The sequence below is a fragment of the Bifidobacterium catenulatum DSM 16992 = JCM 1194 = LMG 11043 genome (genome assembly GCF_001025195.1).
Classification (GTDB): Bacteria; Actinomycetota; Actinomycetes; order Actinomycetales; family Bifidobacteriaceae; genus Bifidobacterium; species Bifidobacterium catenulatum.
Map to the genome: position 1 here is coordinate 633,521 of NZ_AP012325.1, position 14,139 is coordinate 647,659.

Here is a 14,139-nt window from a genome sequence, read left to right on the forward strand (position 1 = left end):
AACGGCTTATTCCGGCATGGGGTATGCGTCGTGCAGCAGGGAAGAGAAGCTTTCGCTCGCCATGCCGTAGAATGCGCCGAGCAGCAGCTGCAAAGCCAGGTCATGTGGCAGATCGTTGTCGTTTGCGAGCGACGCGAGTAATCCCCCGAATTTCTGCGGCGTGCTGCTCCAGATCGATGACATCTCCTGCAGTGTCAGCAGCTTCGCCGCCAGTTCGGGGAATTTCGGCGATGACAGCAGCCGGTCGATGGTGGCGGCGCGGTATTCGGGCATGGGGTCGCCTTCGCGCGGGGTGCCATGCATCATTGCATGATTGGTCTCCCGGGAATCATCCGTTGCCATTGTCTGTGATTCCGCCGTCGTGCCGATCCAAGAGCGAATGGCGGTGATGGAGCTGCTGCTTAGCCCGGTGAATGCGCAGGCGTGGCTCATGACATAGGTTTTCTCATCCGTTTCGCCGGTTAGATAGCCGACATCCACGCCGAAGAAGTCGGCAATAGTCGCCATGGTTTCGTATTTGGGGAACCCGATTTCGCCCGATGAGGTGCGGTTTCCGGTATTCAGCCATCTGCTGACGTCCTTTTGGTGGAATTTTGTGAGGTACTGCCGGTTCAATGCGCGTACGAAATCTAGTTGCGTGAGACCTCGTTCATCCATGCATTGCTTGAGTCGTGTTCTCCAGCAGGCGCTGTTTCGTGTTGATATACCACTCATGGTATAAACCCCCTTCAAAATATGAGTGAATTATAACATGTTACGTCATTGACGCCATAGCAGGGATGAAAGAGGATAGACACCAAAAGGAGAGAACTCATCTGCTGTGGGGTTCAACGTCGCATTTTCGCGTCTTGTGAAAGAAGGGAGAAGCCGCACGCGAAAAAATCACGCCCCCTGATGACGGGTTCCGCAACGAGGCCGATTCGTGGTCTTGGAATGACTGAAGGTCAGTCGTTTCTCATAGGGAACGCCGTCAGAAAGGAAGCAAGGTCATGTTCGCGCAACTGGCAAACACGATTCTGCACGGCGTACGCATATTCGATGAGGCGGCAAAGAACACCATGCCGACCGAGATGAATCGCCCCGATGATTGCAACGAGGAACGGAGCGGACATCATCGCGGTGAGAACTCCCACAAGAAAGGAAACGACAATGACGTTCGATGACGAAAACAAGCCAAAGTCGCAGGATATTCCGAACACTCAGGTGCCGCAGGCATCAGGCGATGAAGTTGAACCGCAGAGTGGTGCAGTTGGGGCGAATGCCGGTGGTTTAGAAGAGATGGATGCCAAAGAAGCAGCGGTGCAGTTGGGGCACAATGCTCGGCAAGCGGATTCCGAAGCGACGCAGATGTTCAATCCGAACGATTATGCGCAGTGGAATTCGTTTCAGGACTCTACGCGGCAGATGCCGAGTGCCGCACAGTTGCAGGAGCATCAGACTGATAGCTCTCAAACCTATATTTCGACGGTTCCCCCTGTGGAGGAAGCCCAGCCGAAGAAGCGTAAAAAACTATCGAAAATCGTAGTGTTCGCTGTTATCGCCGCCACAGTGTTCATGCTGCTTGCGTCGGTGGGAACCGCTTCCGATATCAGCGTGCCGCTCATTGCGTTATTGGCATTCATACCTGCACTGTTGTCCGTTCTGGGGGTGATCTTCACGCGGAAGAACGGCAAGGTCGGAGGCCGTATCGGGGCATATGTCGCCATCGGTGTCACTGTGGCTGCCGTAGTGGTCATGGGCGGCAGAATGATCGATTACACCGTGCATGCGAAGGCCGAGCATAAGGCTGCAATTGAGGCATCATGCCAGTCGATTACTTGGCCGGATGGGGACTTCGCCAAGAAACTGCCGGCGTTAGCTAATCAGAAAGGCGAGGTTTATAACGATTCATCGGACCATGTTTCCATTGAGTTGTGTAATGCGACGCGATCCTCTTTCGATTCCTATGTAAAGGATGCGAAGAAAATGGGGTTCACCGTTGACTATGACAAATCCGCGGATATCTATACTGCGAAAGATGTTGAGGGCAATGAGATTACGGTCTTCTTCATGGAGGATGAGGAGGATGGAAACACCATGGACATCACGTTGGATGCCCCGAAATCCAAAGATAATTCAAAAGCCCAGGATTCGACAGACGGTCAGCAGACTCAGGAATCGCAGAACCAGCAGCAGTCGCAGAATACGCAGCAACAGGAACAGCAGTCGCAGCAGAACCAGCAAAGCCAGCAATCCGACCCATCGCAGGTCAGTGCTGACTTCAAGGCCTCGATGGACAGCTACGAGCAGTTCTTCGACCAGTACGTCGAATTCATGAAGAAGTACAGAGACTCGGGGGACTCCATCAGCATGCTCGCGGACTACACGAAGATGATGCAGCAATACACCGACACCATGAACAAGTTGAATGCGATTGATCAGAATTCGCTGAGCTCTGCCGATGAGGCGTACTACCTCGAGGTAATGGGGCGCATCACGCAGAAGCTGGCATCCGTCGCATAAGGATTCAAGAAGCTCCGGAGTATCCTAGCGGTGCCCCGGAGCTCTCTTGCGTGTGAATAGAGAGGGTATACGGATACATGGTTTTGGCAGTTCAACAAGGCAGCTTCTCATCATCGCCATTGATGGTTTATCAGTCCATTCGTACGATGCTGGCAACGAGTGCGACATTCATGCTTACCGGTGCGAACGATACGACTATGACGGTGCTGTTCAGCGCATACAACGGCGGCACATTTACGGCTGTGGTATCTCCCCGTGAAAATGGGGCTCTCGTCACGGTGAGCAGCGAGAACGATGACGAGACGCAGTACATGCAGCACGTCAAACAATTCTTCCAAGATGTTGACGCACAGCTGAGTATTCGCGCCGTCGCGCAGAAGAGCGAAGCTGCCAAGCTTGAGCAGAACAAGCAGATGCTGCTTATCGGCATCGTCGCCTGCGTGGTGATATTCGTCATCATCGCTATCGCGTACATGATCTGGGGAGAAAGTTTTCTCGGCCTGATTGAGCTCATCATTATCATTGCGGCGATCTGGTTCTTTAAACAGCGCAAAGGAAACAAGGGGGAGAAGAGAGGGTGACGATGAGCGGATACCAGCTTCAATCGGATGAAACGAAGATACTGACCTGCGCGCAGGCCCACCGTTGCGGCGATGATCGCGAACAGGCATGTGTGGAATTGACTCTGACCAACAGGAACCTGATATATGTATGGCAGATCAGAAAGATGTTCGGTAAGGGGACGGAGCATGAGGATGTGTACCCGTTATCCCGGCTTAAGGTGCTGGATGGGGTTGCGCAGGCGAAATACGCGGAAAAAAATGATCTTGCGGTATTGGATTTGTTCTTCGCCACGGATGAGGTGTCATTCGTGTTTGAGACCGGTGACAAGTACTCCAGTCGGAAACTGGTAGCCCAATGGTTGGATGCCATCAGTCAAGTCACCACAGGACTTCCGTCCAGCCAGGCTGCGGAATTGCGCAAGACCATACCCAGTGTGGAGATGCTGGCGGGGGCCATCAAGGGGACCCTTGATGTTTTCGCCAAAACGTTTACCGGAAAGACGATGGATTCGCAGGAAAACACAGAAGAACAGGTCACGGTCAAATGCATCGGATGTAGGGCGCCTATCTCCGGGCGTTCTGGCATGACGATCCAATGCCGCTACTGTGACACCACACAGACGTTGAACTAGTCGCGCTAACAGGCGAAAGGCATATGACATGGGCATTCTGCAGGCAATAGGTGGGGCGGTCGGCGGAGCCTTCGGTGATCAGTGGAAAGACATCATCACCGCGGGACATTTCGATGAGCACACGGCGTTAATTCCCGGCGAACGGCGGAACACCGATAACGGCCGCGGCTCCAACGGGCACGGTTCCGAGGGCGTCATCGCCAACGGGTCGAAGATCTATGTGCCGGAGAATACGGCGGCGTTCATCTTCAGCCAGTCCGGTATTGAGAACATCATCTCCCAGCCGGGCGGCTACGAATACCATGATGGTCAAGACAGCGTCTTCAATGGCGATGGCATCGGTAATTCGATTTTCAAACAAATCGGCGAGCGCATCGGCTACGGCGGTATCACGTCCGATTACAAGCAGATTGCCTTTGTAAATCTGCGTGAGATTCGTGACATCAAGTTTGGCACGCGCGGCCCGCTCATGTATAACGATCTGTTCTATGGGACGGATCTTGAGATTTTCGCGTATGGTTCGTTCACCATCCGAATCGGTGACCCGGTGCGGTTCATCCGTAATTTCGTTCCGGCGAACGTTACCTACTACTCGCTTGATGATCAGCGAGCACGTTCGCAGATTCTGGCTGAGTTTCTGCAGTCGTTCACGGTGGCACTGAATGCGCTGTCAACGCAGTACAGAATCTCGCAGTTGCCAGCGCAGGCGAACGACATTGCGCTCAAGGTCGCGAATGATGGGCAGAACGCGGGGACGTGGCCTGCCCGGTTTGGGTTCAATATCGTCAAGATCGGTATCGAGAACATCGAGTTCTCGCCGGATTCACGCGCCTTGGTGCAGAAGTATTCCGCCAACAAGATGGATCTAAAGGCGTATGAGGATGTGTCGCAGCATGCTTCGAATGTGGCGGCGCAGCAGAAGATTGCGCATGGTGTTGAGGCACATGGGTTCGGTGATGCGGGCGCGATGATGTTCGGCGCGGCCTTCGCGCAGGGCGTGAATCCTGTGACCGGAGCGCAGGCCAATGCTGTAGTTGCGGAGCAGCCAATGGCGTCGCAACAGTCGGCTTCGACCGCTGCGGCGCCGTCCATGTCGGTCGGTGAACAGTTGGATGCGGTCAAGAAGCTCAAAGAACTGCTTGACGCGGGGATCTTGACCCAGGATGAATTCGAATCCAAGAAGAAACAGATTCTCGGTCTATAAATCTATAAGGAGGGCAACATGATGAAGAAGGTCTTTGCTGCGATACTGAGTATCGCATTGATTGCTGGTGTATCCGCATGCGGCGAGAAGAAGGCCGAGGGGCCGGACTATGCCGATGACGAGGCGATGTCCATTATCGCGGAGGGTTTCAGCAATCGTTCCTCTCTTATCGATAAGCTCAAGGGACAGGGCAAGGATACAAGCGAATCAAAGAATCTTCAGCAGATTATTCAGGCTGAGATCGATAATGATAAGCCGTTGAAGGCTCGTCAGTTCAAGGATTCGAAGCTCCAGGAGCAGATCATCGCCTATTTGAATTCGCTGGATGATCAGCTGGCCGTAGTTAAGAAATACTCGAGTACCAGTGCTGAATACACTACTGCGTGGAGCGAAGCATATGACAAGCGGTCCACAATTCTGAAGACATTCGTGGATAAGTATGGGCTTAAGGTCGATTCGAAATACCAAGACACCCTTGACGATCTGGTTCGTAACGGCAATTCCGTTCAGGAGAAGAACGAGACGGATCAGGTGATCAATAATCTGGTTTCATCGGCTCAATTTGACAGAACAGAAGCGGAATATGGCGGTTACTACACGTATTCCGCAGTCATCGAGAACACCAGTAAAATCAACTTCAGCAATGTCTCGCTGCTGTTGGCGCTCTATGATGCTGACGGTGTGAAGGTCGAGGAGACTTTTGCCAACACCAGTTCATGGGCGGCAGGTGAGAAGGTTCGGTTCGAGGCTGGTACTGATGTGAACGCCGCACAGGTCAAGGTATCGGTCAGTAACTACGACGTGGTGAAGTAGGGTACGCTTTTTGTCGTTGTGCCGACTGATATGAAAGTTCAGTTATCGGGGTCGTACCAGCCGGTCATCTGCTAGTATTTTCATGCCAACGTGTAGACACAGTATATGAATGCAATGCGTGCAGTTGTTGTCTCATGGACGGCATAGGGAATATCAAAGGAAAGAGAAGATTATGCCTAGAAATTCCAGAAAGAGTTCTATGAGGAACCCGATGGGAAGCATGAGCATCAAGGCGAAGGTGATTGTGCTCATCGTTACCATTGCGGTGTTTATGGGGATAGGGGCCGTTGGATACCGCAAAATGGAGGGAATCTTCAATCCGAAGAAGGCTGAGCCTGAAATTACCACTACGATTGTCTCCCGTCAGCTGCAGACGATGCAGGATCTGACCACCGCCAAGGAGAACGATTATGGTTTCGAGGAATTCTCCGAGGGGAACATCGCCCATGTGAACAAGAAGAAGTTCACGATGTTCTACAGTTATGAGATTCGTGCAGGCGTCGACTTGGCCAAGGCGGGAATCAAGGTGCATGACGGCACTCGTACGATTTCGATTACCTTGCCCAAGGCCACGTTGCAATCCGTGTCGGTGGATCCCGACTCGTTGCGCTTCTTTGACTCGGAGAGCTCGTTGTTCAATGGCAATGAGGTAACGGACACTGCCGAAGCGTTGAAGCATGCCAAGAAGTCGGCAGCTGATAAGGCTTCCAAGAGCAAGCTTCTGCAGGAAGCCGATAAGCAGGCCAAGCAAATCGTGGAGAAAGCGTATTCACCAATCGCCAAAGCGAACGGCTACAAGGTCCAAGTCCAGCTTGCCGATAAGTAGTGAGCACTGTGCTGTCAAGAAGGAACGTGTCATGGCTAATGCGCTTGTTTGTGGCAGATTTCGGTGGTCTTGATTTGCTTGTTCTCTTGTTTGTGGCATCTTTTCTGAGTTACACCGAGTACGAGAGTTGCAATTCCGTGGCTCATAATCGGTGTAACGCGTTTTGAATGCCATTGTTTAAACTAGCGCATGCAATACAAAGAAGGTGTGTCCAGAGTCCAATGCTCCGGACACACCTTCTTTGTATTGCATGCGGTTCATCATGAATCGCATGCTTTGAATCAGGCGGTGAAGTACTCCACGCCGGCTGTGAACAGCGGCTGATCCTTCTCGCCCGGAACGTTCTTGAACGTGCCGTTGCTGTAGCGTTCCGAATGTCCCATCTTGCCAAACACGCGGCCGTCCGGGCTGGTGATGCCTTCAATGGCCAGCAGCGAACCGTTCGGGTTCACGTCCAGATCCATGCCAGGCACGCCGGCCTCGTCCACATACTGCGTGGCGATCTGGCCGTTGGCCTTGAGCTGTGCAAGCACATCGTCGGAAGCCACGAAACGGCCTTCGCCGTGGGAGATGGCGATGGTGTGCATGTCGCCAACCTCGGTCTTCGCCAGCCACGGGGAGAGGTTCGACGCCACGCGGGTGCGCACCAGACGGCTCTGGTGGCGGCCGATGGTGTTGAACGTCAGCGTCGGGCATTCGGCGGTCATCGGCACGATATCGCCGTACGGCACCAAGCCAAGCTTGATCAGCGCCTGGAAACCATTGCAGATACCGAGCATCAGGCCATCACGGTTATTCAACAGGTCACGCACCGCTTCGGTAACGGCAGGAGCGCGGAAGAACGCGGTGATGAACTTGGCGGAGCCGTCCGGCTCGTCGCCGCCGGAGAAGCCGCCGGGGATCATGATGATCTGGCTCTTCTTGATTTCCTCAACCAAAGCTGCGGTGGACTCAGCCACAGCAGCAGGGGTGAGGTTGTTCACGATGAGCGTGCTCACGTCGGCACCCGCACGCTCGAAAGCGGCTGCGGAATCGTATTCGCAGTTGTTGCCAGGGAACACAGGAATGATCACATGCGGCTTGGCAACACCGGCGCCGGTGTACACGGTCTTCTTCGGAGCTTCGAAGGACACGGTCTCAACGGTCTTGCCCTTTTCGTCGCCCTTGGAACGGTACGGGAACACGGATTCGATGCCGCCCTCCCAAGCGTCCTGCAGTTCGGCCAGATCCAGCGTCTCACCGGCTGCCACGAACTGGTAGGCCTCGGTGGTTTTGCCGACCTCGCTGACCTCGACCAGGTTGGACACAGCCGGAACCTTCGCGTTGTCCGCAAGCTCGATGATGAAGGAGCCGTAGGATGGAACAAACAGGTCATCTACGGTAATGCCGTTGGCCAGCTTCACGCCAATCTGGTTGCCGACCGTCATCTTGAAGATTGCCTCGGCGGTCGCGCCATAGCCCGGCGTGGACACGGCCAAAGCATCGCCGAAATCGGTGAGCTCCTCGACTGCGGAGAACACCTCCAGCAGCGAATCCTTGTCCGGTGTGAGGCCGTCGGCCTGGTAACGCGGCGCGATGCGGATCACACGGTGACCAGCGCCCTTGAACTCTGGGGAAGTGGCACGCTTCATGTTGCCCACCGCCACGGCGAAGGAGATCAGGGTCGGCGGAACGTCCAGCTGTTCGAACGTACCGGACATGGAGTCCTTGCCGCCGATTGCGCCAGCGCCCAGATCCACCTGAGCCATCAGAGCGCCCAGTACGGCGGCCATCGGCTTGCCCCAACGCTCCGGCTCGTTGCGCAGCTTCTCGAAGTATTCCTGGAAGCTCAGATACGCTTTCTCATGTTCGAAACCGGCGGCCACCAGCTTCGAGAGGGATTCGACCACAGACAGATAAGCGCCCGTGAACTGGTTCTGCTCCATGATGTACGGGTTGAAGCCCCAAGCCATCGCGGAGGCGGTGGTGGTCTCGCCGAACACAGGTAGCTTGGCGACCATGGCCATGTTCGGGGTCAGCTGCTTACGCCCGCCGAACGGCATGAGCACGGTGCCTGCGCCGATGGTGGAGTCGAAACGCTCGGAAAGACCCTTGTTGGAAGCCACGTTCAGATCGGTGAGCATGGCATGCATGCGGTCAGACAAGGAACCGGAAGCCCACGGGGTGGCGTAGCCGTGCTGAGCTTCGACGTGCACCACTTGATGCTTCGGAGCACCGTTGGAAGCGAGGAATTCACGAGACAGGTCAACGATCTTGTCGCCGTTCCACACCATGGTCATGCGCGGATCTTCAGTCACGGTTGCGATGACTTCAGCCTCGAGATTCTCTTCCTTGGCGTAGCCGAGAAACTCGTCGACGTCTTCGGCTGCAACGTCCACAGCCATACGCTCCTGGGATTCGGAAATCGCAAGTTCTGTGCCGTCCAAGCCTTCGTACTTCTTCGACACCTTGTTGAGGTCCACGTACAGGCCGTCGGCCAGCTCGCCGACCGCCACGGATACGCCACCTGCGCCGAAATCGTTGCAGCGCTTGATCAGACGGCACGCGTCACCGCGGCGGAACAGACGCTGCAGCTTACGTTCGACGGGAGCATTGCCCTTCTGTACCTCGGCGCCGTCAAGCTCCAGGGATTCGACGTTATGCGCCTTGGACGCGCCGGTGGCGCCGCCGATGCCGTCACGTCCGGTACGCCCGCCGAGCAGGATGACCTTGTCGCCCGGAGCCGGGGTTTCGCGGCGTACATGATCGGCCGGGGTCGCGGCCACAACCGCACCGACCTCCATGCGCTTGGCCACATATCCGGGGTGGTAGATCTCGTCCACCTGACCGGTGGCAAGACCGATCTGGTTGCCATACGAGGAATAACCGGCGGCGGCGGTAGTGACGAGCTTGCGCTGGGGGAGCTTGCCTTCAAGCGTCTCAGACACCGGCACGGTTGGATCGGCGGCACCGGTCACGCGCATGGCCTGATACACGTAGGAACGGCCGGAAAGCGGGTCGCGGATGCAGCCGCCGATGCAGGTTGCCGCACCACCGAACGGTTCGATTTCCGTCGGGTGGTTGTGGGTTTCGTTCTTGAACAGGAACAGCCAATCCTCATCATGGCCATTCACATCAACCTTCACCTTGACAGTGCAGGCGTTGATTTCTTCGGATTCGTCAAGATTCTTCAGAATACCGTTCTTCTTGAGCCACTTTGCGCCGATGGTGCCCATATCCATAAGGCATACGGGCTTTTCGCCGCGGCCAAGCTCGTGACGCATCTCAAGATACTTATCGAACGCGGCCTGCACGGTCGCGTCGTCAATCTGCACATCATCAAGTTGCGTGCCGAACGTGGTGTGACGGCAATGATCGGACCAATACGTGTCGATCACCTTGATTTCCGTGATTGTCGGATCACGATGTTCCTCGGTGAAGTGAGCACGGCAGAACTGCACGTCAGCCAAATCCATGGCCAGGCCACGGTCGGCGATGAACTGCTCAAGATCGGCGTCGCTCATGGTGCGGAAGCCTTCGATGACCTCCACCTTGCCCGGTACCGGCACCTGCGTCTTCAACGTGGTCTTGGTATTCAGCGAAGCTTCGCGAGCCTCGACCGGGTTGATCACATAATGCTTGATGGCGGCGATGTCGTCGTCACTCAGCTCGCCTTCAAGTGCATACACCTTGGCGGAACGAACAGTCGGGCGCTCGCCCTGGGAGATCAGCTGAATGCATTCGCTGGCGGAATCCGCACGCTGGTCGAACTGACCGGGCAGATACTCCACAGCAAACACATTATCAGAACCGAAATCAGGCAAATCGGCGGAAACATTATCGACCTGCGGCTCACTGAACACGGTAGGGGTGGCCTGTGCGAACAGTTCCTCGCTAATGCCTTCCACGTCATAACGATTGACGAGACGCACATTCTTCAGCGATGCGATGCCAAGAATGGTCTTCAGCTCGTTGGCGAGCTGCTTGGCCTCGACATCAAAACCCTGCTTCTTTTCCACGTACACGCGAAAAACCATGGTTGACTCCTTGAAAGAGGGGCTTGGTGAGATTGATAAAAAATAAGATTTTCAAAAACGATGAAGCCCGCATCCGAGTTTGTACTGCAGATGCGGGCTATCGCAAGTATTATTCGGCTACTTCAATGCCTTCGGACTTGGCGAGTTCAGCCAAGCGGCTTTCGACCTCTTCGTAAGCCGGAATGATGTCGCCCAGATCGCGGCGGAACAGATCCTTGTCGAGATGCTCGACCTTGCCGGAGCCGTCACGCTGATCCCACAGACGGCAGGAATCAGGCGTAATCTCATCGGCCAGCAGCAGCGTGCCATCGGAAGTGCGACCCATTTCGATCTTGAAATCAACAAGCTTGATGCCGATTTTGGCGAAGATCTCGATCAGGGCTTCGTTGATGCGGCGTGCGAGAGGTGCGATCTCAGCCAGATCCTCACGGGTGCAGACGCCCAACGCAACCAGATCGTCGTCGTTCACGAACGGATCGTGCAGATCATCGTTCTTCAGGAAGTACTCCAGCACCGGCTCCTTGAGCTCAATGCCCTCTTCCACGCCCAAGCGAGAGCAGAAGTGGCCGGCGGCGGTGTTACGCAGCACGATCTCGAGCGGGAACATGGTGACCTTCTTGACCAGCTGGGAGGTTTCGCCCACGCGGGCCACCAGATGGCTGTTGATACCACGCTTCTTGAGCAGATCGAAGATCAGCGTGGTGATGAGGTTGTTCAGCCTGCCCTTGCCGGCGAAGTCTTCCTTCTTTTCGCCGTCACCTGCGGTAGCGGAGTTCTTGTATTCGACCCAGAGCACCTCCGGATCGTCAGTTGCGTACAGTTGCTTGGCTTTGCCCTCGTAGAGCTTTTCCAACTTCTCCATTACTCGCCTTTCCTGGTGTTTGGGAGGTAGATAGTTTGGTGAACTTGACGGTTAACAAGATACCAACGGGAGGCTACAATCGCATGGTTTTTGGGCGCGTTCCGGCAGTCTTCCGTCAGTATCCGGCAATAGCACGTCAGGCGATGTCGATTTCGAGCGATTCGGACACATTCGCGGCTTTGGCACGCGCGTCGGCCTCATCTGTTCCGATGGCCAGCGCGACCGCCATGCGACGATGGCCGTGCACTTCCGGCTTCGCGAAGATACGCAGGTCGGTGCCCGGCTGAGACAAAGCGTTGGCGACGTTACGGAATTCGGCCTCACCATCGCCCTGAATGACGATCGCATGGCTTGCCGCGACGGCACCGTCCGGGATAGATAAGGCGACATGTTCCTGCGTAATCGGCAAACCGAGAATCGCATGCGCGTGCAACGCGAATTCGCTTAATCGTTGCGACGCCATCGTGACCATGCCAGTGTCATGCGGACGTGGGGAGACTTCATTGAACAGCACGGAACCGTCGGTCAGCACGAACAGCTCCACGCCGAACACGCCCCAACCCTTCTCGCCGGAAGCTTTGGCCTTCGCCACCAGACCTTCCACTGCGGTACGCGCGATGCGTTGCGCCTGCGCAAGCACATCCTGTGTGAAGGAGGCCGGTTGCCAGGATTCGCGATAGTCGCCGCTTTCCTGACGCTGTCCGATCGGAGCGCAGGTCACGATGCCGGCGCTGGAGCTGACGGTCAGTACGGTCAGTTCGTAATCCAATGGAGCCAACGCTTCTACAATCACTCGAGAAACGTCACCCTCGTCGTGCGCGCGACGACCTTCCTGTGCCTCAACCCAAGCTGCGTCAATCGCATCGGCGGAACGAACCACGGACTGGCCATGACCGGAAGAACTCATAATCGGCTTGACCACGCACGGGTAGCCAACCATTTCTGCCCCAGCACGAAGCTCTTCCAGCGAGCCTGCGAAGCGGTACGGGGTGGTCGGCAAACCCAATTCCTCATGCGCGAGCACGCGCAAACGTTCGCGATCCATGCAAATGGATGCGATTTCGGCGCTAGGTACCACTTGGGCGCCACGTTCGGCCGCGGCAGCCAGTTCGCTGGTGGCGATCGCTTCGACTTCCGGCACAATGATGTCCGGCTGAATTTCGTCGAACAATGTTCGCAACTGTTCGGCATTGGCCATGTCGAGCACACGGTATTCGTGCGCCACCTGCTGCGCCGGAGCGCCCTCATAGGAATCGGCCGCACATACCCATGCGCCAAGCCTCATCAATTCAATGGTGACTTCCTTGCCTAGCTCGCCGGAGCCAAGAAATAGAACACGAGTCGGATGCTTACCAAGCGGAGTGCCCAAGGCATGATTCTCTTCAGTCATGTCTTCTATTGTGCCATCGGCGTAGGATGGAGTGCATGTCTGAGACGGAACAGGAAGAAACGCAACGCCCCCTGACCATCGCCATGGTGGTCGACACGTCGGGAAACCGAGGCAATGGCACTTCGAATTCGGCATTGCAATGGGCGGAGGAATTGAAACGGCAAGGCCACACGGTCAGGCTCGTAGGCATTGGTGCGCCTGAATACCCGGCGCGAGTCAACCATGTGCCTCTGGTCAGTTGGGTGGCGAAGCAGCAGCAGATGCAGTTCGCCGAGCCGAGCGACACGCTGTTCAGAACCGCGTTTCAAGGAGTGGACGTGGTGCATATCTACACCCCGTTCCGTTTCGGTCAACATGCTTGCAAAGTCGCCAAACAGATGGGAATCGCGGTTACTGCGGGCTATCATGTGCAGCCGGAGAACATCACGTATTCGGCGGGCCCGCTGAAATATATTCCGGGTATCGACCGTTTTATCTACTGGCTGTTCAATCTGTGGCTGTATCGCAAAATCGACCATGTGCATGTGCCCACCGAACTTGGCGCAAGTCTGCTGCGTTCCCACGGATACAAAGCGAAACTGCACGTGATTTCCAACGGATACGAAGCGCGATTCACTCCGAAAACGCAGCGCGATGCAGGGAAGTCCGCGCCGGTTCCGTTCCATATCGTTGCTTCCGGACGATTGACGAACGAAAAGAATCATGTTGCGTTGATTCAGGCGATCGCGCGTTGCAGGCATGCGCAAGATATTGAATTGACGATTGCCGGCACTGGTCCTCTAAAAAAGAAATTGCAGCGACTTGCGTCACGCTTGCTTTCCAGACCGGCGTCGATTGGATTTCATAAGAACGCAGAAATGCCGGCTTTGCTGCGTTCCAGCAATCTACTGGTGCATCCTTCGATCGCCGATCTTGAGTCGGTGAGCGTAATCGAGGGCATGGCTGCCGGCTTGGTTCCTGTGATCGCCTCATCGCCGTTGAGTGCGGCAGGCCAGTTTGCGTTGCGGGATGAGTCACTGTTCCCCGTTGACGATGTGGAATCGTTGGCGAGACGTATCGATTGGTGGATCGACCACCCCGACGAATTGTCGAAATGGGGCGAAGTCTACGCCGAGCACACCAAGGAATATTATTCAGTGGAGGCGTCCGTGCATAAGTTCATTGCGATGGAACGCGAGGCAATCTCTGACAATATCAGCAAATAAAGTAATGCGTAATATGCGTAATACGCGGCGTAAAGGAAGCCACGTATGCGATTAATGGCTGTTGTGTAAACAAAAGAGGCGTGGGATGCAAGTCCCGCGCCTCTTATTGTTCGTTTTTAATAATTA

General features: G+C 55.4%; 12 protein-coding genes. 8 read left to right on the forward strand and 4 right to left on the reverse strand.

All coding sequences use genetic code 11. The features are described from left to right. Window positions 1-6: 6 nt before the first annotated feature. Window positions 7-615, reverse strand: coding sequence for an XRE family transcriptional regulator (locus tag BBCT_RS02660; protein WP_231858083.1), 609 nt, complete (start codon window positions 613-615; stop codon window positions 7-9). Between the two features lie 374 nt (window positions 616-989). Here BBCT_RS02660 and BBCT_RS09090 point away from each other — a divergent pair, with 374 nt between their 5' ends. From BBCT_RS09090 to BBCT_RS02690, 7 genes are all read left to right on the forward strand, one after another. After that, window positions 990-1,163: a hypothetical protein gene (locus BBCT_RS09090; RefSeq protein WP_155812150.1), complete on the forward strand. Its 174-nt coding sequence runs from the start codon at window positions 990-992 to the stop codon at window positions 1,161-1,163. Beyond that, window positions 1,150-2,502 carry a DUF6591 domain-containing protein gene (locus BBCT_RS02665; protein WP_050776549.1) on the forward strand — a complete coding sequence of 451 codons (1,353 nt, stop codon included), beginning with the start codon at window positions 1,150-1,152 and terminating at the stop codon, window positions 2,500-2,502. Before BBCT_RS09090 ends, BBCT_RS02665 begins: the two co-directional genes overlap by 14 nt. A 122-nt stretch (window positions 2,503-2,624) precedes the next feature. Beyond that, window positions 2,625-3,083, forward strand: coding sequence for a hypothetical protein (locus BBCT_RS02670; RefSeq protein ID WP_003836436.1), 459 nt, complete (start codon window positions 2,625-2,627; stop codon window positions 3,081-3,083). A 2-nt stretch (window positions 3,084-3,085) separates the two neighbouring features. Continuing rightward, entirely contained in the window at window positions 3,086-3,697 is a 612-nt protein-coding gene (locus BBCT_RS02675; protein ID WP_003836437.1) for a hypothetical protein, read from the forward strand. A 28-nt stretch (window positions 3,698-3,725) separates the two neighbouring features. Further along, on the forward strand, window positions 3,726-4,901 hold the full coding sequence (locus tag BBCT_RS02680) for an SPFH domain-containing protein (protein ID WP_003836438.1): 1,176 nt from the start codon (window positions 3,726-3,728) through the stop codon (window positions 4,899-4,901). A gap of 18 nt (window positions 4,902-4,919) precedes the next feature. Further along, on the forward strand, window positions 4,920-5,714 hold the full coding sequence (locus BBCT_RS02685; RefSeq protein ID WP_003836439.1) for an FxLYD domain-containing protein: 795 nt from the start codon (window positions 4,920-4,922) through the stop codon (window positions 5,712-5,714). A gap of 211 nt (window positions 5,715-5,925) precedes the next feature. Next, complete coding sequence (locus BBCT_RS02690) at window positions 5,926-6,540, forward strand: DUF4230 domain-containing protein (protein WP_231858084.1); 615 nt, start codon at window positions 5,926-5,928, stop codon at window positions 6,538-6,540. 281 nt (window positions 6,541-6,821) lie between these two features. On the opposite strand, the gene BBCT_RS02695 is transcribed toward BBCT_RS02690, so the two are convergent. From BBCT_RS02695 to purT, 3 genes are all read right to left on the reverse strand, one after another. Beyond that, on the reverse strand, window positions 6,822-10,556 hold the full coding sequence (locus BBCT_RS02695; RefSeq protein WP_003836446.1) for a phosphoribosylformylglycinamidine synthase: 3,735 nt from the start codon (window positions 10,554-10,556) through the stop codon (window positions 6,822-6,824). A gap of 109 nt (window positions 10,557-10,665) precedes the next feature. Then, window positions 10,666-11,418: a phosphoribosylaminoimidazolesuccinocarboxamide synthase gene (gene purC, locus BBCT_RS02700; protein ID WP_003836448.1), complete on the reverse strand. Its 753-nt coding sequence runs from the start codon at window positions 11,416-11,418 to the stop codon at window positions 10,666-10,668. 136 nt (window positions 11,419-11,554) lie between these two features. After that, entirely contained in the window at window positions 11,555-12,808 is a 1,254-nt protein-coding gene (gene purT / locus BBCT_RS02705; protein ID WP_003836449.1) for a formate-dependent phosphoribosylglycinamide formyltransferase, read from the reverse strand. 26 nt (window positions 12,809-12,834) lie between these two features. On the opposite strand from purT, the gene BBCT_RS02710 reads away from it, so the two are divergent. Continuing rightward, window positions 12,835-14,013 carry a glycosyltransferase gene (locus tag BBCT_RS02710; RefSeq protein WP_003836451.1) on the forward strand — a complete coding sequence of 393 codons (1,179 nt, stop codon included), beginning with the start codon at window positions 12,835-12,837 and terminating at the stop codon, window positions 14,011-14,013. Window positions 14,014-14,139: the final 126 nt, after the last annotated feature.

Bases quoted from the DNA above. Each gene is read 5' to 3' on its own strand.
- BBCT_RS02685 (WP_003836439.1), top strand. From the start codon at position 4,920: ATGATGAAGAAGGTCTTTGCTGCGATACTGAGTATCGCATTGATTGCT.
- BBCT_RS02670 (WP_003836436.1), top strand. From the start codon at position 2,625: ATGGTTTATCAGTCCATTCGTACGATGCTGGCAACGAGTGCGACATTC.
- BBCT_RS02710 (WP_003836451.1), top strand. From the start codon at position 12,835: ATGGAGTGCATGTCTGAGACGGAACAGGAAGAAACGCAACGCCCCCTG.
- BBCT_RS02680 (WP_003836438.1), top strand. From the start codon at position 3,726: ATGGGCATTCTGCAGGCAATAGGTGGGGCGGTCGGCGGAGCCTTCGGT.
- BBCT_RS09090 (WP_155812150.1), top strand. From the start codon at position 990: ATGTTCGCGCAACTGGCAAACACGATTCTGCACGGCGTACGCATATTC.
- BBCT_RS02690 (WP_231858084.1), top strand. From the start codon at position 5,926: ATGGGAAGCATGAGCATCAAGGCGAAGGTGATTGTGCTCATCGTTACC.
- purC (WP_003836448.1), bottom strand. From the start codon at position 11,418: ATGGAGAAGTTGGAAAAGCTCTACGAGGGCAAAGCCAAGCAACTGTAC.
- purT (WP_003836449.1), bottom strand. From the start codon at position 12,808: ATGACTGAAGAGAATCATGCCTTGGGCACTCCGCTTGGTAAGCATCCG.
- BBCT_RS02675 (WP_003836437.1), top strand. From the start codon at position 3,086: ATGAGCGGATACCAGCTTCAATCGGATGAAACGAAGATACTGACCTGC.
- BBCT_RS02665 (WP_050776549.1), top strand. From the start codon at position 1,150: ATGACGTTCGATGACGAAAACAAGCCAAAGTCGCAGGATATTCCGAAC.
- BBCT_RS02695 (WP_003836446.1), bottom strand. From the start codon at position 10,556: ATGGTTTTTCGCGTGTACGTGGAAAAGAAGCAGGGTTTTGATGTCGAG.